The sequence below is a fragment of the Salinicola halimionae genome (assembly GCF_003206065.1).
Lineage (GTDB): Bacteria > Pseudomonadota > Gammaproteobacteria > Pseudomonadales > Halomonadaceae > Salinicola > Salinicola halimionae.
In genome coordinates, this window is record NZ_PZJQ01000004.1 from 21574 (window position 1) to 46318 (window position 24745).

Sequence of the window (24745 nt, forward strand, 5' to 3'; positions counted from 1 at the left end):
GCCATTCCTCTGACAGATTCGAAGACTCCATGAGCAAGCGACGCGTTCTAACCGGCATCACCACCACGGGTACGCCGCATCTGGGCAACTATGTCGGCGCGATCAAGCCGGCCATCGCCGAGAGCCAGAATCCCGATGTCCAGTCCTACTATTTTCTCGCCGACCTGCACGCGCTGATCAAGTCACAGGATCCGCAACGCATTCAGCAGTCGCGTCTCGAGATCGCTGCCACCTGGCTGGCGCTGGGTCTGGATACCGACAATGCCATCTTCTATCGCCAGTCCGATATTCACGAGATCCCCGAGCTGACTTGGTTGCTTTCCTGCGTCTGCGCCAAGGGGCTGATGAATCGGGCGCATGCCTACAAGGCGGCGGTAGCGGACAACGAGGCCGCGGGTCAGAGTGATGCCGATCGCGGCGTTACCATGGGCCTGTTCGGTTATCCGGTGTTGATGGCGGCCGACATTCTGATGTTCAACGCTCACAAGGTGCCGGTGGGGCGGGACCAGATTCAGCATATCGAGATGGCGCGCGATATGGCGGGGCGCTTCAACCATATCTACAAGGGCGATTATTTCACCCTGCCCGAGGCGATCGTCGACGAGAAGGTCGAGGTGCTGCGGGGCCTGGACGGCCGCAAGATGTCGAAAAGCTACGACAACACCATTCCGCTGTTCGTCAGCGAGAAGAAGCTGCTCAAGCTGGTACGCAAGATCAAGACCAACTCGCTGGAACCGGGCGAGCCCAAGGATCCGGATACCTGCACGTTGTTCCAGATCTACTCGGCCTTTGCCACGGCGGAAGAGAGCGCGGCCATGCGCCAACGCTACCAGGAAGGTATCGGCTGGGGTGACGCCAAGAACGAGGTGTTCGAATACCTCAACGCTCACCTGCGCGAGCCGCGCGAGCGCTACGAGGCGTTAATGAACGATCCAGCTCATATCGAGCAGGTGCTGTTGAACGGAGCCGAGCGCGCGCGAGACGAAGCTAATACGCTGATGGAAAAATTGCGTATCGCGGTAGGGTTGGGCCGCTTTCAGTAGGCGTCCGTTCAAGCAGGAAAGCCGGCCATATGAGCCGGTTTTTTTGATAATGATTCATATATATAACTAAAGTGGCTAAATAAAGTCGTTTTTGTCGTTTTCGTATTCCCGACCAAAAGACTAAAGTATTGCCCATTCGATTTTAGTCTAAAGGGAGCTCTACTTATGACGACTCTGACACGCACGTCGCCACCGGGGATCGGTCGGCTGTCGCCGAAAGCCTGGATCGCGGCGATCTTGCTCGGGCTGGGATCACTGGGCGTCGGCCTGTCTTTTGGCGGCAATCAGGGCTGGCTGATGCTGGTCGGTGGCGCGTTGGGTATCGTGCTCTATCATGCCTCGTTCGGGTTCACTTCTGCCTGGCGTGTGTTCATCACCGAGCGTCGCGGTCGCGGCTTGCGCGCGCAGATGGTGATGCTGGCGCTGGCGGTTGTGCTGTTCTTTCCGGCATTGGGGGCGGGGACATTGTTTGGCCACCCGGTGCAGGGTTTCGTTTCGCCGATCGGTGTTTCGGTGATCGTGGGCGCTTTTCTGTTTGGCGTGGGAATGCAATTGGGCGGCGGTTGCGCTTCGGGGACGCTGTTCACCGTGGGTGGCGGTAACGCCCGTATGCTGATCACGCTGCTGTTCTTCATCGTCGGTTCGGTAATCGGCACGGCGCATTTTGCCTGGTGGCAGAGCCTACCGGCCTTCCAGCCGACCTCGATGATCGATCTGTTCGGCACCGGTGGCGGGATCGTCGCCAGCCTGGTGCTGTTCGCGGCGATCGCGGCATTGACCATCGCCATGGAGAAGCGTCGTCACGGTCAACTCGAGCAGACCTCATCGGTTTCGCCCGGCCCGGGACGCTGGCTCACGGGCCCCTGGCCGATACTTGCCGGTGCGGTCGGCCTGGCGCTGCTCAATTTCGTGACGCTGGCGCTGGCCGGTCGCCCGTGGGGGATTACCTCGGCGTTCGCGCTGTGGGGCGCCCAGGCATTTCAGGCCGTCGGCGGTGACGTTACCGGCTGGGGCTACTGGCAAAATCCGGGCCGCGCGGCCTCCCTCGACAGCAGCATCTTCAGTGACATCACCACCGTCATGAATGTTGGCATCATTCTTGGTGCCGGGTTGGCGGCTTCACTGGCAGGGCGATTTGCGCCCAGCTTCCGAATTCCGCTGCGTTCTGTAGCGGCAGCGATAATCGGCGGCCTGTTTCTGGGCTACGGCGCTCGTCTGGCCTTTGGCTGCAATATCGGGGCCTATTTCAGCGGCATCGCGTCCGGTAGTCTCCACGGCTGGCTATGGCTGGTGGCGGCGTTCGCCGGCAACATGTTCGGCGTCAAACTGCGTCCGCTGTTCTTTCCTGGGCCAGCGAAACCGGTAGCGGCCAGCTGCTAAGAGCCGGCTGATATGGTGATGAAGCCCTGCTCAGGTGGGGCTTTCGGTTGCCGGCTGAGTCTTTTGGCAAGGGTTCTCACGGCAGGCATGCCATTAACCGCCGCAGATGGCATACTGTTCGACCCTCGGCCAGCCATGGGTTGTCCGGGCGTCCGTTCGGTTGCGTGGCAACCGCGTGGGCGATAACGACAATGCGCCATCGGGCCTGCACCAACGACCGGTGAGCTCGCCCGGCCGACAGGCGCGTTTCATTCGTTGGTTACCGCGAGAGTCGATTCATGTCCGATCACGCCAAGCGCCCGCTCTACATCCCTTACGCTGGACCGTCGCTGCTGGAAACACCGCTGCTCAACAAGGGCAGCGCCTTTACCAGTGAAGAACGTATCGAGTTCAACCTGGTGGGTCTGCTGCCGCAGAACGTCGAGAGCATCGAAGAGCAGCTCGAACGCGCCTATCACCAGTACACGCTGTGTCAGAACAATCTCGACAAGCACATCTATCTGCGGGCGATCCAGGACGATAACGAGACGCTGTTCTTCCGCCTGTTGGAAGAGCATCTCGAAGAGATGCTGCCGATCATCTATACCCCGACAGTGGGAGAGGCGTGCGAAGAGTTCTCCAATATCTATCGCAATCACCGTGGGCTGTTCATCTCGTATCCCGACCGTCACCGCATGGAAGACATCCTGCGCAGCGCCACCAAGGACAAGGTCCGGGTGATCGTGGTGACCGACGGTGAGCGTATCCTTGGCCTGGGCGATCAGGGCATTGGTGGCATGGGCATTCCCATCGGCAAGCTCTCGCTCTATACCGCCTGCGGCGGTATCAGCCCAGCCTACACGCTGCCGATCACGCTGGACGTGGGCACCAACAACCAGAAGTTGCTCGATGATCCGATGTACATGGGGTGGCGTCACAAGCGCGTGTCGCCGGACGAGTACGCGGAGTTCATTACTCTGTTCATGGAGGCGCTGAAGGCTCGCTGGCCGAATGTGTTGCTGCAGTTCGAGGACTTCGCGCTGACCAACGCCATGCCGCTGCTGGAGCGCTATCGCGACGAGCTGTGCTGCTTCAACGACGATATCCAGGGCACGGCCTCGGTGGTAGTCGCCACGCTGCTGGCCTCGTGCAAGGCCAAGAACGTCAAGCTTAGCGAGCAGACGATCACCTTCGCGGGGGCCGGTTCCGCCGGTTGCGGCATCGCCGAGCAGATCGTGATCGCGATGACCCGTGAGGGACTTTCTGAAGCCGAAGCACGCCAGCGGATCTTCATGGTCGACAAGGACGGTCTGCTGACCACCGACATGGAAGGGCTGCACAGTTTCCAGCAGCGTCTCGCCCATGATCCCGCCGCGCTGGATTTCGATAGCGACGTTCGCCTGCTGATCGATGTGATTCGTAATGCCAAGCCGACGATTCTGATTGGTGTTTCCGGTCAGCGGGGGCTGTTCACCGAAGAGGTGATCAAGACCCTCAATGCCAACTGCAAGAATCCGTTGATCATGCCGCTGTCGAACCCGACTTCCAAGGTCGAGGCAGTGCCGCAGGACGTGCTCGAGTGGACCAATGGTCAGGCGATGGTCGCCACCGGCAGTCCGTTTCCGCCGGTGGAGATCAACGGCCGCAAGATCCCCATCGCGCAGTGCAACAACTCCTATATCTTCCCGGGCATCGGGCTGGGCGTGATTGCCGCGAACGCGACGCGCGTCACCGACAACATGCTGATGGCGGCATCCAATGCGCTCGCCGACAGTGCGCCGATCGTCAAGACCGGGGAGGGCGCGCTGCTGCCCGCACTGGGCGATATCCGCGAGATCAGTCAGGCGATTGCCTTCGCTGTCGGCAAGCAGGCCCAAACCGACAGTGTCGCGCTCTCGTCCAGCGATGAGGTGCTGTGGGACGCGATCCACGGCCACTTCTGGTATCCGCGTTATCGGCAGTATCGTCGCCGCTCGATCTGATCGATCCTCAATGAGTCACGACAAGCCCCGCCAAGTGCGGGGCTTGTTCGTATTTGGCCCCCGCCGACTGATTTCAGCTCGATAGTATTTCTACCGAGTTTGAATCCCGCTGCATAACGACGCCTCCGGAATAGCACTGAACGCGGGTACGATGAATCGGGTTTTGCGACATGGATGTCGCAAAAGGCGCGTTGGGCAGGATGCCCTTTTGCGCCGACCCGAATTCGGCGTTACCGCTTTCAGGGTTTCGTTATTACGCGGCGTCAATAAGGGGAGTGTGAGGGGCTTGCCCCTCGCGCCCATGACCGGAAGGTAGGTTAATGCCTGCTCAGTGGTAAACGCGGCGGCATGAAATGAGCCGCCCCATCAGGTTGGAACAGAAGCCACGAAAAAGCCCCACCGATCCGTGGGGCTTGATCGGTGGGGCTTCGTTGGTGGCATTCAACGCCATTCAATCGACGCGATAGGCGTTTACAGCATGCTGCGCAGTACGTAGTGGAGGATGCCGCCGTGACGGTAGTACTCCAGCTCGTTGGCGGTATCGATGCGGCATAGCGCGTCGATCGTTTTCTCGCCCTTGTCGGAAGCGATGGTCACCTTGACCGTGCTGCCTGGTGCGAGATCCTTCAAGCCTTCGATAGATATCGTTTCATCACCGGTGAGGCCGAGCGTCTCGCGGCTCTCGCCCTCTGGGAACTGCAACGGCAGCACGCCCATGCCGATCAGGTTGGAGCGGTGGATGCGCTCGTAGGATTCGGTAACGACGGCGCGCACGCCGAGCAGACGAGTGCCCTTGGCTGCCCAGTCACGTGAGGAACCGGTGCCGTACTCCTTGCCAGCGATGACCACCAGGGGAGTATCGTCCTCGGCGTACTTCATCGCCGCGTCATAGATCGACATCTGCTCGCCGCTGGGCACGTGACGCGTGTAGCCTCCTTCGACGTTTTCCAGCATCTCGTTGCGGATACGCACGTTGGCGAAGGTACCGCGCATCATCACTTCGTGATTGCCGCGACGCGAGCCGTAGGAGTTGAAATCTTTCACCGCCACGCCATGCTCCTGCAGGTACTTGCCTGCGGGGCTGTCCGGCTTGATCGATCCGGCCGGCGAGATGTGGTCGGTGGTGACGGAATCGCCGAGCTTGGCAAGAACGCGTGCGTTCTTGACGTCCTCGACCGGCTTCGGCTCCTTCTCCATGCCCTCGAAGAACGGCGGGTGCTGGATATAGGTGGAGTCCTTGGACCAGGCGTAGACTTCGCTTTCCGGAAACTCGATCGACTGCCAGATCTCGTCGCCGTCGAAGACTTCGGCGTACTCCTTGCGGTACATCTCGGTCTTGACCTTCTCGACCGCTTCGGCGATCTCGGCCTGGGAAGGCCAGATGTCCTTCAGGTATACGTCGTTACCCTGCTGATCCTTGCCCAGCGGCTCCTTGGTCAAGTCCCGACGGACGTTGCCGGCCAGGGCATAGGCGACGACCAGGGGCGGCGACGCCAGCCAGTTGGTTTTCACCAGCGGGTGCACGCGGCCTTCGAAGTTGCGGTTGCCGGAGAGCACCGAGGCAACGGTCAGATCGCCGCTGTTGACGGCCTTTTCGATCGGCTCCGGCAGCGGGCCGGAGTTGCCGATACAGGTCGTGCAGCCGTAACCCACCAGATTGAAGCCCAGCGCGTCGAGATCGTCCTGCACGCCACCGGCGGCCAGGTAATCGGTGACGACCTTGGAACCGGGCGCCAGCGAGGTCTTGACCCACGGCTTGGTCGTCAGCCCTTTTTCGTGTGCCTTGCGTGCCAGCAGACCAGCGGCCATCATCACGCTGGGGTTGGAGGTGTTGGTACAGGACGTGATCGCGGCGATCACTACAGCACCATGATTGAGAGAGAACGTTTCGCCCTCGTACTCGACTTCCTGGCTATCGCCAGTGCGGTAATCGCTTCCTGACCGATAGTTTTCGCCGTCGGCGGGCGGGGCGCCAACGGCGGTATCGCCACCCTCAGACATCCACTTGCCTTGCTCTTCGGCCGAGGCATCCGGCTTGCTGCCGTTCATCAGTCCCTCGAAGGTGGACTTCAGATCGGTCAGGGCGACACGGTCCTGCGGGCGCTTGGGGCCGGCCAGAGACGCTTCGACTTCGCCCATGTCCAGGTGAAGGGCATCGGTGAAGGTTGGCTCGGCACCCGGCTGACGCCACAGGCCCTGCGCCTGGGTATAAGCCTTGACCAGCTCGATCTGATCTTCTTCGCGACCGGTCAGGCGCAGGTAGTTGAGCGTTTCTTCATCGACCGGGAAGAAGCCACAGGTGGCGCCGTATTCCGGTGCCATGTTGGCAATGGTCGCGCGATCGGCCAGCGGCAGGTCGTCGAGGCCGTCGCCGTAGAATTCGACGAACTTGCCTACTACACCCTGTTTACGCAGCATCTGGGTAACGGTCAGCACCAGGTCGGTCGCCGTGATGCCTTCCTTCAGCTTGCCGGTCAGCTTGAAGCCGACCACTTCCGGGATCAGCATCGAAACCGGCTGACCCAGCATCGCCGCTTCGGCTTCGATACCGCCCACGCCCCAGCCGAGAATGCCCAGGCCGTTGATCATGGTGGTGTGGGAATCGGTACCGACCAGCGTGTCCGGGAAGGCGTAGGTCTTGCCATCGACTTCCTTGGTCCACACCGTCTTGCCGAGATATTCCAGATTGACCTGGTGGCAGATGCCGGTGCCCGGCGGTACGACGCGGAAATTATCGAACGCGTTCTGACCCCAGCGCAGAAACTCGTAGCGCTCGAGGTTGCGTTCCATCTCCATCGCGACGTTATCCTTGAACGCGGACGCATCACCGAAGTGATCGACCATCACCGAGTGGTCGATGACCAGATCCACCGGTGAAAGCGGATTGATGCGCTCTGCCTTGGCGCCCAATTTCTTGACTGCGTCCCGCATCGCGGCCAGGTCGACGACGCCGGGAACGCCGGTGAAGTCCTGCATCAGGACGCGTGCCGGTCGATAGCCGATCTCACGGGTCGACTTGCCTTCCTTGAGCCAGTCGGCCAGCGCCTGAATGTCGTCTTCCGCCACGGTCGGATCGTCGGCGTAGCGCAGCTGGTTCTCCAGCAGCACCTTGAGTGTCATCGGCAGCTTGTCGATATTGCCGAGCGTCTCGGCAGCCTTGGGCAAACTGTAATAGTGAAAGGTCGTACCTTTGACGTCGAGCGTCGCTAGCGTATGACTCGGGGATGTAGACATTGCGGTGATCCTCCTCATGGCGGCTGTTGGCCTCGATGCGTGATGCCAGCGAGCCTGTCCGGTTCCTTGGCGACGATTCGGCAGCGTTGCCGACCGTCTGTCGATGGGGTGTCTGTGCACCGCTCTTGTGTTGGGTGTCGGCCGATCTGCTTCGCCGTATCTCGCGACATCACTCGGTGCCAACCGGCGATCCGGCGACCATCATCGAACATAGCCGTCATCGAGCACGACGGCAGGACGAAACAGGTTGTCGACAATAATCATGGGTACAATAACACGCATTTTCAATCGGATGCTTCGCGACTATCGTCCGGTGCGACCTTGAAAGCGCCTGCCATCGCCTCCAGTTTCAGCGTAGTTCGTGGCCGTGGATTTTGCCGAGCTGCTCTGCCGAAGGGCTCCGCCAATGGAGCTTGCCGAAACACGCTGTCAAAGTTCGGGCCGTAAAAGCTTGTTACCGGAAATTATCCGCATCGCGGGAGGCAACGCATGCCGCATGAGTCGATCATCGAATGGCCCGTCAACTGCCCCTATTGCGACGCGCCGTTTTCGTTGCTGCTGGATCTCAGCGCTGGCGGCTATGACACTTGGGAAGATTGTGTGGTCTGTTGCCAGCCGATTCACGTGGTGGTGAAAACCACGCTCTCCGGTGAATTGGAAAGCGTCACGCTGGCGGACGACGATGATGTGGTCTGACCGGTCACTGATAGCGATGCTGCAAGGCCAAGATAGTAAAAAACTATATGATCTATTGCGGCAATTAAATTGGAGTATGGGTGGTTAGCCATTAGTCTAATCGCTCAAGATTTGAACCCTTTCGATAACCCACTATCAGGAGATGCTCATGAGCGTACTCGTAGGTCGCCAAGCCCCGGATTTCGAAACAGCAGCCGTCATGCCCGATGGCTCCATCAAGGACGATTATCGCCTGTCCGACAGCAACGGCAAGATGCGCGTGCTGTTCTTCTGGCCGCTGGACTTCACCTTCGTCTGCCCGTCCGAGATCATTGCGCACGACAACCGTCTGGCGAAGTTCAAGGAACTCGGCGTCGAAGTGATTGGTGCTTCCATCGATTCCCAGTATACCCACCACGCCTGGCGCAAGACCTCGCCGGACGCCGGTGGCATCGGCGAAGTCGGTTTTCCGATCGTCGCCGACGTCAAGCACGATATCTGTCAGGCATACGGGATCGAGCATCCGGAAGCCGGTGTCGCGCTGCGCGCCTCCTTCCTGATCGACGAAGACGGTGTCGTTCAGCATCAGACCGTCAACAATCTGCCTCTGGGTCGTAACGTCGACGAGATGCTGCGTATGGTCAAGGCACTCAAGTACCACCAGACGCACGGTGAAGTCTGCCCGGCTGGCTGGGAAGAAGGTCAGGAAGGTATGAAGGACACCGCCGAAGGCGTGGCCAAGTACCTCGGCACTTACGCCGGCAATCTGTAAGCCGTGCTGAGTTCCTGGGGCGACCGATACGGTCGCCTCATTCATTTCTGGTATCATCCCGGGGCATTTTTATAAGTGCCTTGCGGCATGCCTCGTATCGCGATGCATGCCACAAGGCGTTTGGATCGACACGCCAATCGAATCGATATCTGAACCGAGGTAGCCATGAGCGACGCGCGCCACGAACGTTTGATCATCCTGGGCTCCGGGCCGGCCGGTTATACGGCCGCCGTGTATGCCGCGCGAGCGAATCTCAAGCCGTTGTTGATCACCGGGATGCAGGCAGGCGGCCAGCTGACAACGACGACCGACGTCGATAACTGGCCCGGCGATGATGAAGGCGTCCAGGGGCCCGAGTTGATGGAACGCATGCGCAAGCATGCCGAGCGCTTCCAGACCGAAGTGCTGTTCGACCATATCAACGAGGTCGAGCTACGCGAGAAGCCTTTCACCCTCAAGGGAGATAATGGCACTTACACCTGCGATGCGTTGATTATCGCCACCGGTGCCAGCGCCCGTTACCTGGGGCTGCCTTCCGAACAGCAGTTCATGGGACAGGGCGTTTCCGCTTGCGCGACCTGTGACGGTTTCTTCTATCGCAATCAGCATGTGGTCGTGGTCGGCGGCGGCAATACGGCGATGGAAGAGGCGCTCTATCTTTCCAATATCGCCTCGAAGGTGACTCTGGTTCACCGCCGCGACGGGCTCCGGGGCGAGAAGATTCTGCAGGACCGTCTGCGGGAGAAGGTCGAGAACGGCAACATGGCGATCGAGTGGAATCATACCCTCGACGAAGTGCTGGGCGATGGAAGCGGCGTAACCGGCGCCCAGCTACGGTCCACGCTGACCGGCGAGACCAAGCAGCTCGATGCCATGGGGGTGTTTATCGCCATCGGCCACACCCCGAATACTGGCCTCTTCGAAGGCCAGCTCGACATGGCCAACGGCTACATTCGCGTCAAGTCAGGCCTAGCAGGGAACGCCACGGCTACCAGCGTCCCCGGTGTCTACGCCGCTGGCGACGTCATGGACCATATCTACCGGCAGGCGATCACTTCCGCCGGCAGCGGCTGCATGGCGGCGCTGGATGCCGAGCGCTTCCTGGACGGCATCGACTGAGGTAGACAAGGTTTTTGCGCTATGGAAGCCCAGCCTCGGCTGGGCTTCATTGTGTCTGGAGTGTCGAAAGCGGGTCGCGGTGCCAAGCCTTGGCGTCGAGCTCAGATGCGTTGGTCGGAGGGGTAACTGGAGCTCGGTCTCGATGCACCGCCATGAGGCGTGAGCTGCCGATCTCAGTAGTGAGGCGGAAGTTCGTCCTCCGGCTGCGGCATCTCCCCGCCCAACTCGTCGATGGCCTGGCGTTGTTCGCTGAGTCTCGTGCGCATCAGCGTGTTGACGCGAGTCAATCGTTCCAGTTCGGCCGATTGTTCTCTCACCAGACGATCCAGTGTTTCCAGCCAGTCGTCCTGGAATGCCAGGCGGCTTTCCAGCGCGTCGATACGGTCTTCCATGGCCGTGCGCGAGGGCGTGTCTACCGTGTTAGACTTCTGCGGGTGTGTGTCATCTTTCATTCACGGCACCTTCAGTAAAAAGTAGATTAGTGATAGTCAGTTAGTGATAGTAGATTAGTGATAATGAGTATGAAAACCGTTCCGGCCCGCCACAGGATGGGGGCGTTTTCCGTGTCCCGACGTCTAGAGATATGAGAATCCATGAATAGCAAGGTAATTCTGCGTTGTACGCTGATCAGTCTACTCCTTTCGATACCCTCGCCATTGCTGATTGGTCTTTTGATCACGCTGATCAGTAGCATGTTGGCGACCGACCTGACCTGGTTCCTGAATGTGGAAGGGGTCTCCGCCATGTATGGTGCGACGGTGATTGCCGTGTTCATTGTGCTATGGCTGGGCACCCTGGCAATGGCGTTGCTGTCGCCGGCCACGCCCAAGGCTGTCACCGCCGCCATGCTCGCCGATGTCGAAAATGACGATCGCGAACTGGGCGAGGTCAAATGGTTCAACGTCAATAAAGGCTACGGGTTCATTACCCGAACCGATGGCGAGGACGTGTTCGTGCATTTTCGCGCGATTCGCGGCAAAGGGCATCGTACCCTCGCCGAGGGGCAGAAAGTGCGTTATCACGTGATCGAGAATGATCGGGGTCTGCAGGCGGATGACGTGACCGTCATCACCTGATCCGACATCGAGAAGCGCTTCGATGCCTCTGAGAGCTTGCGCTTTCGGGGGCATTTTTCGTTGGGTTACCCGTCTAGTTAGGCTGGGCCTTGCCAAGTAGAGTCGAAAGCTACCGAAGCATTTGGGATCTGCCAGAGAAGACGGTTTCGACAGTGGATGAAATCACAAAAAATTCAGACCAAAAAAACCGGCGCCTGGGGAAGGCACCGGTCAAATAATTTGGTAGCGGGGACCGGATTTGAACCGATGACCTTCGGGTTATGAGCCCGACGAGCTACCAGACTGCTCCACCCCGCATCAACTTGTGGCGTATTATACGGATGGATTAGACGATGTCAACAGTCTCACTGTCACGATGATGTCCTGAGCGTCCGAGGCGTCGCATGACGCTGTCGAAAGCCGGCTCGTAGCGCTCCCAGGTCTCCAGCGAGAGCGGGGCGATAGCCAGTAGGCGCAGCAGCGTTTGCTCCAGCTCTTCGGGCGGTGTGGGCGGACGACCCAGCCCATCGTTGAGTCTTGCCACCTGTACCTCGAGGCGCAGCGGCTCCAGTTCGGTGGGAATCGAATCGCCGGCCAGTAGCGCGAGTTGAACCAGGCATCGTTGCAGACTCTCTTCGGCGTATTCCGGCGACTGTGACTGATGCTGGGCTTGACGGGTCTCGAAGGCGAGACGTACGTCGCCATCGAGTTGCGCGGTATCGAGTTCGCCGACGATCGCCTGGCGTAGAAATGCCCGGTAGTCGGGCCACTGCTTCGCTTCTTCTACCAGGGCGAGACGGTCCAGCGTTACTTCCCGCGCATGGACGATGCCTTGCCAGCGCTTTTCCATGCCGTCGCTACGTCGGCTGCGCGGGAGCGGGATCAGGCGCTGGGCCTCCGCCAGTGCTGCATCGAGGACATGACGTTCGCGGCCGGATTCGGGTTGCCAGGCATCGAGGCGATCGAGCAGGGCCTGCATATCGTCGAAACGTTGTTGCTGACGCGCCTGCTGTTCGCCACGAACGGTGTCACGCGCAGCAAAGATGGTATCGCAGTGATTGCGGAACTGATGCCACAGCGTCTGTTCGATCCCTTTGGGTGCGCGGCCCAAATCGCGCCACCGTTGCTGCAGCGCCTTGGCTTGTTCGGCACGTTGACTGGCGGGTGCGGCGTCATCGGCGAGTTGCCGGGCCTGTTCGACCAGCTCGCGCTTGCGATTGGCGACGTCGCCGGCGCGCTCGTCGATCAGCGTCTGCAACTGGCGGCGCAGGCGGGCATAATGCCGCCCGGTAGCCGCCGCCTGGCGTTTTGGAATCGGCCAATGATGGTCCCACTGTTCCTGAGCGGCATCGCGGACACGGCGCAGGCCATCAGGATCGGCCGCTTCGGAAGGGTTGGCCAGCAGTGCTTCCAGCTGTTCGCAGAGTGCCTTGCGGGAAGCCAGGTTGTCCTGCTCTCGCGAATCGAGTTCTGCTTCCCATTCCGCCAGCTGCGCATGCAGCGCATCGGATGCGGCGCGGAATCGCTGAGCCAGATCGCGAGTCGCCGCGGCGTCGCCGAGTTGTCGCCAATCGCGAATCAGCTGCTGATGACGACGATGACGCTCGGCATCCGGTTGATCGCGGGTCTCGGCCAATGCTTCGATGTTTGCCAGCAGCGCCTCGCGTTTGGGTGCCGCGGCAAAGCCACGCCAGTCCCTTAGTTCTGCCAGGCGGGCGGTTTGCTGTTTGTAGACCTGTTCGTGCGTCGAGGGCAGTGATTGCCCGCTGGACTCCAGATGCTGACGAATCCGGCGGTGTAGCTGCGAGGCGGGGCGATAACGGCCCTGGTCGAGCTCCTGGGTCAGGGCTTCGAGGTGGCTGCCGATCTCCTCTTCCGACCAGTGGTCCTCGACCTTGGCAGCGTTCTGCGCGCTCGCGTAGCGCTGGTTGGCCGTCGCCTGACGTTGCGCATCGAGGACCAGCTCGGTCGGCGGCAACGCGTCGGGCCAGGCCAGACGATCGAGGGCTGGTTGCAGTGGCTCGTTCTGATCGAGGCCTTTGCGCAGAGCGGGCGCTTCCACCTGTAGCCGCTCCCAGGCCTGCCAGATGGATTGTGCCTGCTGATCGAGTGCCAGATAGCGCTGCTGGAAAGACTCGCTGACGCCGTAGCGATCCGAGACGTCCTGCCAGCGCTCCTCCTGCAGCCGCCACTTACCCTGTAGCGCCTGCATGATCTCCGGCGTCAGGCGTTGGGCTTCGCCAACGATTCTCAAGGCCTGACTCAGCGCTTCGAGAATACCCTCGCGAGTCGCCTGCGCCTCGCTCTTCTCGCGCTTGATGCGTTCGATCTCTCTGGACTGATGCTCGTGCTCGGCCACGCGTTGGCGGCAGCGAGCCACGGCTGCGTCGAAACGTGCTCGCTGTTCCTTGTCGGCGCTACTGGTCAATGTTTCCCAGCTCTTGATCCAATGCTTCAGGCGCGCCTCGAAGGTGGGTTCCCAGGGGCGATTGGCATGGGTTTCCAGCGTTTCCAGAAGGTGCTCGCGTTCATTCCCTTCTCGCGCTTGCTGTTCGGCGTCGGCGCGCAGGCGTGCCAGGCGCTCGCGGGCAAGTCGAGCAACCTGCTTGTCTCGCCGGGCCTGCTTGACCAGCAGTGTCAGCCCTTCGGGCGAGGTGACTCGCTCCGCGGCAGCGTGACGCACGGCAGTGATGCCGTTGTCACTGGCGTGGTGGATCAGACGATTCTCATCCTCGATGCGAGCAAGTGCCGCCAGGCGCAACGCCTGATTGTCACTATGACTGATCAGTGCGTCGACCAGGGCAAAGTCCTCGAGCTCCTCGACCTTTGCCAGACGCGTCTCGAGATCGGGGCTGGGCGATACACGACCGCCAAGGAGATCGACGAGGCGCTGGAACGATTCTTCGCTCGGTGACTGACGGTGCCACTGGAATAGCGGATCGAGTTCCTGCACTCGCGACAGTGCCGCCTGGCGCACCTGCGGTGAGTCATCCTGAGCAAGCTGGCGAAGCGTGTCGAGCTCATCCGAGCTCAAATGAGAGGCGGCTTGGGCGCGGACAGCGGGATCCTTGTGCCGCCAGCGGGGAGAAAACAGACGTTGAAAGAGTCCTGGCATGGCCGATGTGGCATCCTGAAAGCGACGGGGCTGGCAAAGGTCGGCCTCGCAAACTCGCGGTGCCGACGGCAACTGTCTATCTAACCATTTGACGGCCGGCGGTAAAAGCCCGATTCACCGGTGGCATGAGTGCGGTTGGTCGGTGGTCTCGGTCCGATTCGAATGGTCGCGTCGGTCAGCGGCGACACCTGACAAAAGGTCTGAGGGGCCTTATGATCGGTTGCAGCGACGTCCGCCCTCGCTTAGCTTAACCCCATTCCCCCTCCGCGGAGTTCGGTCATGAGTCTCAACAGGGATCGGGCAGATACTGCCTTTACCTTCAAAGGTGGCATGCTGCCGATGACAGTCATGGAATTGGCCAGTGCAGACCCGGAGCGCATTCGTGCGCAATTGGCCGGTAAGGTCAGTCAGGCACCTGCCTTTTTCCAGCATACGCCGGTCGTGCTGAGCGTCGAACAGATCGACGAGCCGCACCTTGCGCTCGAGCGCATCTGCGCGGTGTGTCGCGCGCACAAGCTGCTGCCGGTAGCCGTGCGCGGTGGGTCGGACCCGGTCAAGCAGTCGGCGTGGGCGTTGGGGCTGGGGTGGTTCCCGCCGCAGGAAAGCCGTCCGCGAGCAGTCGAGACTCGCCCCGTCGAATCCGGGCTCGTCGAGGCGTCGATTGAAGCCGATCTGCCGGTGCCGCCGACGGAAGTGGCGGTTCAGGCTGGAGGGCGTATTCATCGCGGCACGGTGCGTTCCGGGCAGCAGATCTCCGCCTCGGAAGGGGATCTGGTAGTGATCGGCGCGGTCAATCCCGGCGCCGAAGTGCTCGCCGCGGGTAGCGTCCATGTCTACGGACCGCTACGAGGACGGGCGCTGGCCGGTATCCATGGCGATCGCGAGGCCGGCATCTTCTGCCACGATTTGAATGCCGAGCTGCTGTCCGTGGCAGGGACCTACAAGCGTCTCGAGGATATCGATCCCAAGATGCTGGGATGTTCTGTGCAGGTGGGGCTCAAAGAAGACCAGTTAAGGATCTCGGCGCTGACCTGAATGGCGCGAGAGTGATCAACATTTATCGGGCAACAGGAAGTTCATCTTGGCCAAGATCATCGTTGTAACATCCGGTAAAGGTGGCGTCGGTAAAACGACCAGCGCAGCGGCCATAGCCACGGGCCTGGCCTTGCGCGGCAACAAGACCGTGGTCATCGACTTTGACGTGGGTCTGCGTAACCTGGATCTGATCATGGGTTGCGAGCGCCGTGTGGTGTATGACCTGGTCAACGTCATCCAGGGCGAGGCCGGGCTCAAGCAGGCCATGATTCGCGACAAGCGCTCGGAGAATCTGCACATCCTCCCGGCCTCGCAGACGCGCGACAAGGACGCACTGACGCTGGAAGGCGTGGAGAAGGTGCTGATGGATCTCTCCGAGGAGTTCGATTACATCATCTGCGATTCTCCCGCCGGTATCGAGCGTGGTGCTCAACTGGCGCTCTATTTCGCCGATGAGGCCGTCGTCGTCACCAACCCGGAAGTGTCGTCGGTGCGCGACTCCGACCGTATTCTCGGGTTGCTGTCATCCAAATCGCGTCGCGCCGAGCAGAACCGCGACCCGATCAAGGAGCATTTGCTGGTGACCCGCTACAATCCGAATCGGGTCAACGACGGCGACATGCTCAATCTGGACGACATTCGCGAGATTCTGGCGATCGATCTGGTCGGCCTGATTCCCGAATCGGAAGCCGTCCTGCGCGCTTCCAACCAGGGGGTGCCGGTCATCCATGACGACAAGAGCGACGCCGGTCAGGCGTACGCCGATACCGTGTCGCGTTTGATGGGTGAAGACGTGCCACTCCGTTTTCAGTCGGTGCAGAAACGTGGACTGATCGCACGCATGTTCGGAGGAGGAGGCCGCCGGTGAGGCTACTCGATTTTCTCAAGGGCGAACGCAAGAAATCGGCATCCGTTGCCAAGGAACGGTTGCAGATCATCGTCGCTCATCAACGGGGGCACCGAGGTCAGCCCGACTACATGCCGATGCTGGAGCAGGAGTTGCTCGCGGTCATTCGGCGCTACGTCAAGGTTGATCAGGACGCCATCAATATCAGCCTCGACAGTGATAACGACTGCTCGGTGCTCGAACTCAATGTGACGCTGCCCAACGAAGGCGAAGCGGCCAAGAGCTGAACTCTCGCGCCAACGATGGTCGTGTCGAGGAATCTTGGCACCCCAGCGTGGCGATGGTTCGTTGGCAGACGGGCGATGGTCTCTGCGGGTCGGCCACACATGAGTCGTGTGGTCGGCTATGCTAGGCTTGGGCTTTTGCGCAGGCGGAGAGCGGAATGGCCGAGAGCGGAATGGTCCAAAGCAGAAAAGCCCGGTCCCAGGCAGAGCCCACATTTCTCTGGCATGACTATGAAACCTTCGGCGCCGATCCGCGTCGGCATCGGGCGTCGCAGTTCGCGGCGATTCGCACCGATGCCGAATTCAACGAGATTGGCGAGCCGCTGACGCTTTACGCGCGGCCCGCAGATGACGACCTGCCTAACCCCCATGCCTGTCTTATCACCGGCATCACGCCACAGGCAGCGCTGCGGCGTGGCGTACCCGAGGTCGAGTTCGCGGCGCGTATCCAGGCAGAAATGAGCGTCCCTGGTACCTGTTCGCTGGGCTATAACAGTCTGCGCTTCGATGACGAGGTCAGTCGCCACCTGTTCTATCGCAATCTCTTCGATCCCTATGCTCGGGAATGGCAAAATGGCAATTCCCGCTGGGACCTGATCGATGCGGTTCGTGCTTTCCACGCCGTGCGTCCCGATGGTATCGAATGGCCCAAGCGCGAAGATGGCGCACCGAGTTTCAAGCTCGAGCACTTGACCGCGGCTAATGGTATCGCGCATGAAGGGGCTCACGATGCTCTCGCCGATGTGCGTGCCACCATCGGCCTGGCAAGGCTGCTACGGGCACGGAATGCCAAGTTTTTCGATTATCTGCTGTCGCTGCGCAGCAAGCGTCGCGTGGCTGGGTTGCTAGACGTCGATGCTCGCAAGCCGATGCTGCATATTTCCCGGCGATACCCCGCCAGTCGCGGTTGCAGTGCTCTGGTCGTACCGTTGGCGATGCATCCCTCCAATCCCAATGGCGTCATCGTCTACGATCTCGCCGTCGATCCGGCACCGCTGTTTTCACTGACCCCCGAAGAGATTCGCGCCCGTATCTTCGTCAGCGACAACGAGCTGGCAGAGGGCGAGACGCGCATTCCGCTGAAAGTGGTTCATCTCAACCGGAGCCCTGTACTGTTGCCGATCGCCACGGCCGACGATGCCGTTGCCGCGCGTGTGGGGCTTGATCGGGCGCTGTGCGAGCAGCACTGGCAGGCGCTGGTGCAGAATCCCGAGTCCTCCAGCAAGGCAGCGAGGGCGTTCGCCGAGTCGCCTCCGGACCCGCCCCATGACCCCGACCTGATGCTCTACTCCGGCGGTTTTTTCTCCCCGCACGATCGGCAGATCATGGAGCGCGTGCACGCCACGTCCCCCGATGATCTGGGGACGACCGCTTTCGCCTTTCAGGATCCCCGCCTCGAAGAGATGCTGTTCCGGCTGCGCGCGCGCAGCTATCCGGACACGCTCAGCAGCGAAGAGAAGTCCCAGTGGGACGCCTTCCGTTGGGCGCGGATGAACGACGCCAAAAGCGGTGGCGTGACGCTCAAGGATTTCGCCCGCGAGATCGAACGCCTGAATCAGGCGCCACTCGAGGATCGCGAACGTCAGGTGCTCGAGGAATTGGTGATGTACGTCGAGTCGATCATGCCGGAGCAGGCGTTCGATGCCTATTGAAAGGCATGGCGGGAATGGACGAACGTTCGGTGCCGGCGGCAGCCGCGCCGACCGGATGTAGATGGGAAAAAACCCCAGCCAATTGGCTGGGGTTTTGCGTTTCGTGAGCTCCAGCTAGTACAGCGGCGCATAGCCGCGAGTCAGCGCATCGACATCACTCGGTTGATCGTCCGGATCGGCGGTAATCTCGAGTGCCGGGCTCCGGCGTAGCGTCTTCCAGGCACCGCGGATATCCTCGATACCCAGCTTGTCGACCTGCGCGGCCAGTCGCTGGCGGCGATCGAAATGCGCCTGTGGGTAGGCCAGCGTCTGCCACAGTCGATCGGCGCGCGCCGACAGCGACTGATCACGCTGCAGCAATTGCTGCCGCACGGCCTGGCGATAGGGCGCCAGATCATCATCGCTCAGCGCGTCGATGCGTTGATCGAAGGTCTTCAGGAAAGCATCTATGCGCTGGCCGATGGTATCGCTTGCGACGCTCGGCGACTGTACCAGCATCATCAGGCCCGGCGCGTTCATGAACGGCGCATAACCGGCGCTGACGATATACCCGAGCTGCTCGTCGGTGCGCAGTTTGGCAAAGAACGGGGGGCCGATCAGCTGGCCGATCACGGCCATACTGGCCTGGCTTTGCAGCGAGAGGTCGGGGCCCTGGAGGTAGCGCAGTACGGCGGCGTCGCTTCGCGTCGTCGCCGGATGCAGCGTCGGCGCGTCCGGCGGCACATCGAGCACGCTCAGCGGTGGAATATCGCCGGCATTCAGGGTGGGCGCCAGGGCGTTGGCAACCAGCAGGCCCTCGCGTCTGGCCAGGGTCGCATCGAGATTGCCCACGGCCATGGCCTGGACATAGAGGCGGCCCAGGAATTGCTGACGATAGTCGCGCACATCCTTCACGCCGAGGCCGTCGAGCGCGGCCAGCATATTGCGGGTGCTGATCTGGGGGCGCATCAGGGCTTCGCCGAGCGTTCGCTGTGTCTGTTGATAGAGCGCATCCTGCGGGGCATTCTCCCAGCTACGCTTCAAGCCCTGCTTGACCCGGGCAATGCTGTCGGCGGTGATTTCTCCCCGCTCGAGCTGCTCGACGACGGTCTGCATCAGGCGGTCCTGATGGTCGCGCCATCCGGAAAAGGCCAGCGTGATGCCGCGGCCGTGAGCATAGGCGGCGAACTCCTGACCTGCCAATGACGCGGGATAGAAGCGTTCGTTGAGGCCGTCGTTCAACCACCCGGCGAGCAGGCGTGTCAGCGCGGCATGGCGGGCATCGCGGGTGGCGTCGGGGTTCTGCAGACTGAAGCGCCACTCGACCCGCGGCGCGCCGAATTCGCTGTCGGCCTGATGCCAGATCTCGACGCTGGGCGAATCGATGAGCCGGTCCGGTTCGGCGCTATCGAATGGCTGAACGCTCAGATCCCCGGCGATATACGGATTGGCGTCGGGAAGCCCGAGACCGGAAAGCGTAGCGCCTTGGGGCCAGTCGTCGCGACGCGTCAGCGTGTAGGGCGTCGCGAAGTACTGTGTGGTTTCGTCACCCGAGACATCCGGTCCGCTATAGACGCGCAGCAGATTGCCCGGTGTCAGCCGGTCGAGAATGTCGTCGATCGCGGCCTTGTCGAAACGATCCATGCGGTAGGGCGCGTACTGCACGTCCTCGAGCGAATAGTGCGCCAGGCTCATTGCCATGCCGCTGACGGTATCGATCGGCTCGCTGCGCTGCTGAAAACGGAAGCTCTGCTCGGTCAGCTTGGCTTGTTCGTCGTAGCGCCAGGCGTCAACGCCGTGATCGCGAATACGTCGGATTTGGTCGAACAGGCTCGCCTGGATGTCGTCGAGATGCTGCTCGCCCTGCGGTGTCAGGCTGACGGAAATATCGAACAGCGCATGCTCGCCGTCGCTCTGAGTCGTGCCGGCGGAAAGACCGTCGGCCCAGCCGGCCTTGCGCAGGGCGGCCAGCAGGCTGCCTTCACCTTCGTGACCCAGCAGGTTGGCGAGATAGTCGTCCGGCTTGTCGGCGTACTCGAGGATCGGGTCATCGATGGGGAACAGGAACTCGAGTTGGCGTCGTGCCTCGTTGGTCTTGATGCGCAGTGACGCCGGGAGATCGTCTTCCCTGGCCAGCGGTTGATCGATGACCGGCTTTTTCAGCTCGCGGTCGGGTACCGCAGCGAAGCGCTGGCGAACCTGCTGCTCCATGGCATCCAGCGACTCCGGCGCCAGCACGGCCAGATGCATGACGTTGGCGTCGTAATGCTGGTGATAGAAATCGAGCAGGGCCTGGCGCAGCGGGCGTTTGTCGCTATTGAGCGTTTCCAGGCTGCCGACCGAGAAATGATTGATCGGATGATCGGGATTGAGCGCCCTGCCCAACGCCTCGTTGATGCGCCGGGCATCATCGTCGCGCCGCGCCTGATACTCGGAGTTCACCGCGTGTCGCTCGCGATCGACGTAGTCCGGGTTGAACTGTGGGGACACGAAGAACTGCGAGAAACGATCGAGAGCCTCGGAAAAGGCATCTGGATCGACGTCGAAGTAGAAGTTGGTGTCCTGATCCGCGGTGAAGGCGTTGTGTGACCCGCCATTTTGGGTGATGAAGCGCTGATAACCATCTGGATCGGGGTAGCCTTCAGTGCCCAGAAACAGCATGTGTTCGAGAAAATGCGCGAGTCCTGGCATGTCGGTGGGGTCATTGTCGCTGCCGACCGAAACATCCATGGCTGCGGCCGCCTTGTCGGCATCGGGATCACTGACCAGCAGCACCTGCAAGCCGTTGTCGAGAGTGACGGCGCGGTATTGGCGGTCGTCATTCGGGCTTTGAATCAGCTGGCTTTGAATCGGCTGAACGGGATTCGCGGACTCGGAGCTGGCGACGGCTGTGCCTGACATGACCGTAAACGCCAGCGCCAAACTGATCGCGAGATAGCCGGCAGTCAACCAGGTACGGAAGCCAGCACGCTGTGCGGTAGAGTCGTCAGGGAAAAAATCGCGATGCGATGAACCTAGAGGATGGAATTCCTGCATACAGACTCTCTCAATAATGGATCGACTAGATGATGAATGGAGCACGCTAGTGAACAGGGAGGTTGGTAATGGCGTGGGCGTTCAAGCGGTCCACACCCGCATCGGGCCGACCGGATAGGCGCAGGCCCACTCCTGATAGGCAGGATCGTTCACTCGTCTAGATACCGGAAACGCGCCCAGTAGTTCCCTGTCGGCCGCTCCAATGAGACCTCGTGCCGAGGCCAGCGGCGTTTTCGTCGATAGCCACGTCTCTGCCAGGGAAGCATCGATGAGCGCCGGCAGGCGATCGCTCATGGGGGCGACGACCTCAGGGGAGGGAACTGTGATCAGCGCGAACGTGTCGCGTGATTCGCCCGTATCCGGTGCGTAGCGACTCCAGATGCCGGCCAGCAGCAGCGGCGAGCGATCGGTATGCGTGACCAGGAACGGCTGCTTGCCACGCAGCCCGGTCTGCCAAACGTAAATGCCGGTAACGGGTACCAGGCAACGCCGATCGGCCAATGCCTCGCGGAACATAGGTCGCTCGTCGAGTGACTCGGCGCGGGCGCAGTGAGGCGCCTGATCCAGGACTTTCAGCCAAGTCGGCGTGAGCCCCCAGAAGGCGTCTCGTAGAACCGTCGTGTCCGCTTCCTGGCGCAGGATCGACAACCAGCGGCGAGGCGCCAGGTTTGGGCTGAATACCGGCGGATCGATACCTCGAAAAGCGGGGCTCGTCGGATGTCGTGTCCAGTCGTCGACGTGCAGTCGACCGGCCATGGTCTCTCCTCGTGGATGATCGGTTAGCAGGGCTCACAGCCTATGCCACCGTGGGTTCGGGGCCAAGACGTTATTGCGCTGATCATGACGGAAACAGAGCCATCCATCGATACCGGCGGTCGGCATAAAAGTCTCACGAAATCGTAGCGTTAATGCGCATGACGCTTGCGTTTATACGGTATGGCGATATGCTGGGAAACGCTGTTCGATTTTAAGTCGACAACAAGATTTCCCGGCTTTTGCAGCATCGGCAGCAATTCGACACTATTCCGAGCGAGGGATGTTATGGCTCGACCGCGACAGCACGCCCCCGAGGCGCTCCATGCTCAGGTCATGGCGGCCTGCGATGCTTGGCTACGTGAAAACCCTGTGCATACGCTGTCGCTGCGCTCGCTGGCTCGCGATGTCGGTTGTGCACCGAGTACACTGCTCAAACTTTACGGCAGCTTCAGCAACCTGCTGCAGTACGTCAATATCGAAACGCTCGACCGCATGGGGGCCGCGGTCTCCTGGCTCGAGGACGCCGAACCGACGCCTCAGCTCAAGGCCCTGGCGATGGCCTATTGGCAGTTCGCTCAGCATGAACCCCATCGCTGGCAGATGTTGTTCGAATATCCGCTTGCCAAGGACGGGGAGCTGGATGAGCGTCAGAGTCATATCATCGATGCTCTGTTCCTGCGCGTCGAGAGTGCGCTCAAGGCGCACCAACCCGCCCTCGACGACGTCACCGCAAGACGCATGGCGCGGACGCTGTGGGGAAGCGTGCATGGTCTGGTTCAGCTGGGGCTCAACGATCGTCTCGGCTACTGGCAGGGTCAGCCGATGGAAGCCGGCGATCTGCTCGATCAGTTGCTGACGATGACCTTGAATGGTCTGCACTATCAGCCAAACCCCTCGTGATCCGGGGATTCCTGACCCAGCGTCGCTTCGCGCCGTTCTTCTGGACTCAGGCGCTGGGTGCCTTTAACGATAATCTATTCAAGAACATTCTGCTGCTGTTGCTGACTTTCGTCGCCGTCCCCCGCTATGGCTGGGACACGGGACTGCTCAATAACTTGGCGGCGGGGTTGTTCATCTTGCCTTTCTTCCTGTTTTCCGCCTGGGGCGGCACGCTTGCCGATCATCTCGACAAGCAGCGACTCGTGCGTCGGCTCAAGTTGCTGGAACTCGTGACAATGGTCGCCGCTGCGGTGGCGGTCTGGTTCGAACTCTTTGGTCTGCTGCTGGCACTGCTGTTCATGATGGGAACGCAGTCCGCCCTGTTCGGTCCGGTAAAGTACGCCATTCTGCCTCAACATCTCACCGCCACGGAGTTGGTCAGAGGCAACGCCTGGGTCAATCTGGGCACGTTCGTGTCGATCTTGCTAGGTACGCTGCTGGCGGGAGTGCTGACATCGCTGGAAGGCTCGCTGGAGCGGGCCGCAATTGCCGGGAGCCTGATACTCATCGCCGTCATTGGTGTCGCCGCCAGTCTCAAGATCCCCGCGGCGCCGCCTAGCGTCACGGGCCACGTTGCCTGGCGGCCCCTATCGGGGACCTGGCAGGTCATGCGAGACGGGCTCACCGAAAAAAGCGTGCGGCCGGCGCTGATCGGTATCAGTTTTTTCTGGTTCCTTGGGGCCTGCTACCTGACGCAGTTACCGGCCTGGGTGCGCGATGTCGTTCACGGCAGCGAAGGCGCAGTCAGCTTCCTGCTGGGCGCCTTCGCGGTGGGGGTCGGCCTCGGGGCGCTACTCTGCTCGCGGCTGTCGGCCGGCCGTCTGGAGCTGGGACTGGTGCCGGTCGGTGCGCTGGTGATCGGTGTTTCCGGTATCGAGCTGGCATCGCAGACGGACTTTGGCGGCGAGTCAATGGCGCTATCCGAGCTACTGACGTTGACCGAATTCTGGCGTATGAGCACCCTGCTCGGGCTGGTGGGGCTCGGCGGTGGGCTCTACAGCGTACCGCTCTACACGCTGATGCAGTTAGCCAGTCGTGAAGAGCGTCGCGCCCGCATGATCGCCGCCAACAATATTCTCAACGCGCTGTTCATGATTCTATCCGCGGTCTTCGGGATCGTGATGCTGAGCGTTCTGGGGTTGCCGCTCACTGTGCTGTTCGCCTGTCTCGGGTGGCTGTCGCTGCTGGTGGGCGTGTCGCTGCTGATGCGCAATCCGCGACCCGCGCTGCGGCTGTTGATCTTCGCGTTGATTCAGGTGCTCTATCGGCTGCGCTGCCGTGGTCGACAACATGTTCCGGCGACTGGCCCGGCTTTGGTGGTGTGCAACCACGTCAGCTTCATGGATGCGTTGGTACTGGGCGGCGCCTGTCCGCGCCCGCTGCGCTTCATGATGGATCGACCCATCTACGAAAACCCCTGGATTCACTGGTTTTTCCGGATTGCCGGAGCGATTCCCGTGGACTCCGATCGGCGTGACCCGGGTGGCGTCCGTCGTGCCCTCGAAGAGGTCAGTCGAGCGCTGCGTAACGGCGAGGTGGTAATGATCTTCCCGGAGGGCCGGCTGACGCCGGATGGCGATGTGCATGCCTTTCGCCGGGGTCTGGATCTGATGCTGGCACGAGATCCAGTACCGGTGGTGCCCGCCGCGCTATCGGGATTGTGGGGATCGTGGACCTCAAACAAGGATGGCAAGGCGCTGACCAAATGGCCACGACGGCTTAGAGCTCGAGTTCTGTTGGTCTTTGGGGAGCCGATTCCGGCTGGCTACTCGCCGCGACGAACTCTGGAGCGCCGAGTTCGTGGGCTCAAGCGAGCGGCCGACTCGAGTCTATCCAAGCATCCGGGCGGCCCGATCTAGATCG

At 61.1% G+C, this 24745-nt stretch carries 18 protein-coding genes and 1 tRNA gene; 13 read left to right on the top strand and 6 right to left on the bottom strand.

Annotated features, from left to right (window positions below):
* Positions 1 to 29: 29 nt before the first annotated feature.
* The 3 genes from DOM27_RS06100 (at position 30) to DOM27_RS06110 (ending at position 4384) form a co-directional block, all read left to right on the top strand.
* On the top strand, positions 30 to 1043 hold the full coding sequence (locus tag DOM27_RS06100; RefSeq protein WP_110655192.1) for a tryptophan--tRNA ligase: 1014 nt from the start codon (positions 30 to 32) through the stop codon (positions 1041 to 1043).
* A 165-nt stretch (positions 1044 to 1208) separates the two neighbouring features.
* On the top strand, positions 1209 to 2423 hold the full coding sequence (locus tag DOM27_RS06105) for a YeeE/YedE family protein (protein ID WP_110655193.1): 1215 nt from the start codon (positions 1209 to 1211) through the stop codon (positions 2421 to 2423).
* A 278-nt stretch (positions 2424 to 2701) separates the two neighbouring features.
* Complete coding sequence (locus DOM27_RS06110) at positions 2702 to 4384, top strand: NAD-dependent malic enzyme (RefSeq protein ID WP_110655194.1); 1683 nt, start codon at positions 2702 to 2704, stop codon at positions 4382 to 4384.
* Positions 4385 to 4855: 471 nt separating this feature from the next.
* On the opposite strand, the gene acnA is transcribed toward DOM27_RS06110, so the two are convergent.
* Positions 4856 to 7618 carry an aconitate hydratase AcnA gene (gene acnA / locus DOM27_RS06115; RefSeq protein ID WP_110655195.1) on the bottom strand — a complete coding sequence of 921 codons (2763 nt, stop codon included), beginning with the start codon at positions 7616 to 7618 and terminating at the stop codon, positions 4856 to 4858.
* 489 nt (positions 7619 to 8107) lie between these two features.
* Here acnA and DOM27_RS06120 point away from each other — a divergent pair, with 489 nt between their 5' ends.
* The 3 genes from DOM27_RS06120 (at position 8108) to trxB (ending at position 10184) form a co-directional block, all read left to right on the top strand.
* Positions 8108 to 8314: a zinc ribbon domain-containing protein gene (locus DOM27_RS06120; RefSeq protein ID WP_110655196.1), complete on the top strand. Its 207-nt coding sequence runs from the start codon at positions 8108 to 8110 to the stop codon at positions 8312 to 8314.
* A gap of 148 nt (positions 8315 to 8462) precedes the next feature.
* Entirely contained in the window at positions 8463 to 9065 is a 603-nt protein-coding gene (locus tag DOM27_RS06125) for a peroxiredoxin (protein ID WP_110655197.1), read from the top strand.
* Between the two features lie 165 nt (positions 9066 to 9230).
* Positions 9231 to 10184, top strand: a complete 954-nt coding sequence (gene trxB / locus DOM27_RS06130) for a thioredoxin-disulfide reductase (protein WP_110655198.1) — start codon at positions 9231 to 9233, stop codon at positions 10182 to 10184.
* A gap of 173 nt (positions 10185 to 10357) precedes the next feature.
* Here trxB and DOM27_RS06135 read toward each other — a convergent pair whose 3' ends face one another.
* Complete coding sequence (locus DOM27_RS06135; RefSeq protein ID WP_245392614.1) at positions 10358 to 10636, bottom strand: SlyX family protein; 279 nt, start codon at positions 10634 to 10636, stop codon at positions 10358 to 10360.
* Between the two features lie 141 nt (positions 10637 to 10777).
* On the opposite strand from DOM27_RS06135, the gene DOM27_RS18180 reads away from it, so the two are divergent.
* Positions 10778 to 11260, top strand: coding sequence for a cold-shock protein (locus tag DOM27_RS18180; RefSeq protein ID WP_110655200.1), 483 nt, complete (start codon positions 10778 to 10780; stop codon positions 11258 to 11260).
* A 220-nt stretch (positions 11261 to 11480) separates the two neighbouring features.
* Here DOM27_RS18180 and DOM27_RS06145 read toward each other — a convergent pair.
* Positions 11481 to 11557 (bottom strand) — tRNA-Met (locus tag DOM27_RS06145).
* Positions 11558 to 11585: 28 nt separating this feature from the next.
* Positions 11586 to 14354: a DUF349 domain-containing protein gene (locus DOM27_RS06150; protein WP_110655201.1), complete on the bottom strand. Its 2769-nt coding sequence runs from the start codon at positions 14352 to 14354 to the stop codon at positions 11586 to 11588.
* 279 nt (positions 14355 to 14633) lie between these two features.
* Between DOM27_RS06150 and minC the strand changes: the two genes are divergently transcribed.
* From minC to sbcB, 4 genes are all read left to right on the top strand, one after another.
* Entirely contained in the window at positions 14634 to 15389 is a 756-nt protein-coding gene (minC, locus tag DOM27_RS06155; RefSeq protein ID WP_110655202.1) for a septum site-determining protein MinC, read from the top strand.
* 46 nt (positions 15390 to 15435) lie between these two features.
* The gene (gene minD, locus DOM27_RS06160) at positions 15436 to 16257 is read left to right on the top strand and encodes a septum site-determining protein MinD (protein ID WP_110655203.1); all 822 of its coding nucleotides are present in this window, start codon (positions 15436 to 15438) and stop codon (positions 16255 to 16257) included.
* On the top strand, positions 16254 to 16523 hold the full coding sequence (gene minE / locus DOM27_RS06165) for a cell division topological specificity factor MinE (RefSeq protein WP_075560770.1): 270 nt from the start codon (positions 16254 to 16256) through the stop codon (positions 16521 to 16523). Before minD ends, minE begins: the two co-directional genes overlap by 4 nt.
* Before the next feature lie 170 nt (positions 16524 to 16693).
* Positions 16694 to 18172, top strand: coding sequence for an exodeoxyribonuclease I (sbcB, locus tag DOM27_RS06170; protein WP_110656353.1), 1479 nt, complete (start codon positions 16694 to 16696; stop codon positions 18170 to 18172).
* Positions 18173 to 18286: 114 nt separating this feature from the next.
* Here sbcB and DOM27_RS06175 read toward each other — a convergent pair whose 3' ends face one another.
* Positions 18287 to 21187: an insulinase family protein gene (locus DOM27_RS06175; RefSeq protein ID WP_245392615.1), complete on the bottom strand. Its 2901-nt coding sequence runs from the start codon at positions 21185 to 21187 to the stop codon at positions 18287 to 18289.
* A gap of 81 nt (positions 21188 to 21268) precedes the next feature.
* Positions 21269 to 21943 carry an SOS response-associated peptidase gene (locus DOM27_RS06180; RefSeq protein ID WP_110655204.1) on the bottom strand — a complete coding sequence of 225 codons (675 nt, stop codon included), beginning with the start codon at positions 21941 to 21943 and terminating at the stop codon, positions 21269 to 21271.
* 285 nt (positions 21944 to 22228) lie between these two features.
* Here DOM27_RS06180 and DOM27_RS06185 point away from each other — a divergent pair, with 285 nt between their 5' ends.
* Together DOM27_RS06185 and DOM27_RS06190 are read left to right on the top strand one after the other, a co-directional pair.
* A complete protein-coding gene (locus tag DOM27_RS06185) occupies positions 22229 to 22843 on the top strand; it encodes a TetR/AcrR family transcriptional regulator (RefSeq protein ID WP_110655205.1) in 615 nt (204 codons plus the stop codon).
* Entirely contained in the window at positions 22840 to 24741 is a 1902-nt protein-coding gene (locus tag DOM27_RS06190; RefSeq protein WP_110655206.1) for an MFS transporter, read from the top strand. The genes DOM27_RS06185 and DOM27_RS06190 overlap by 4 nt, the downstream gene beginning before the upstream one ends.
* Positions 24742 to 24745: the final 4 nt, after the last annotated feature.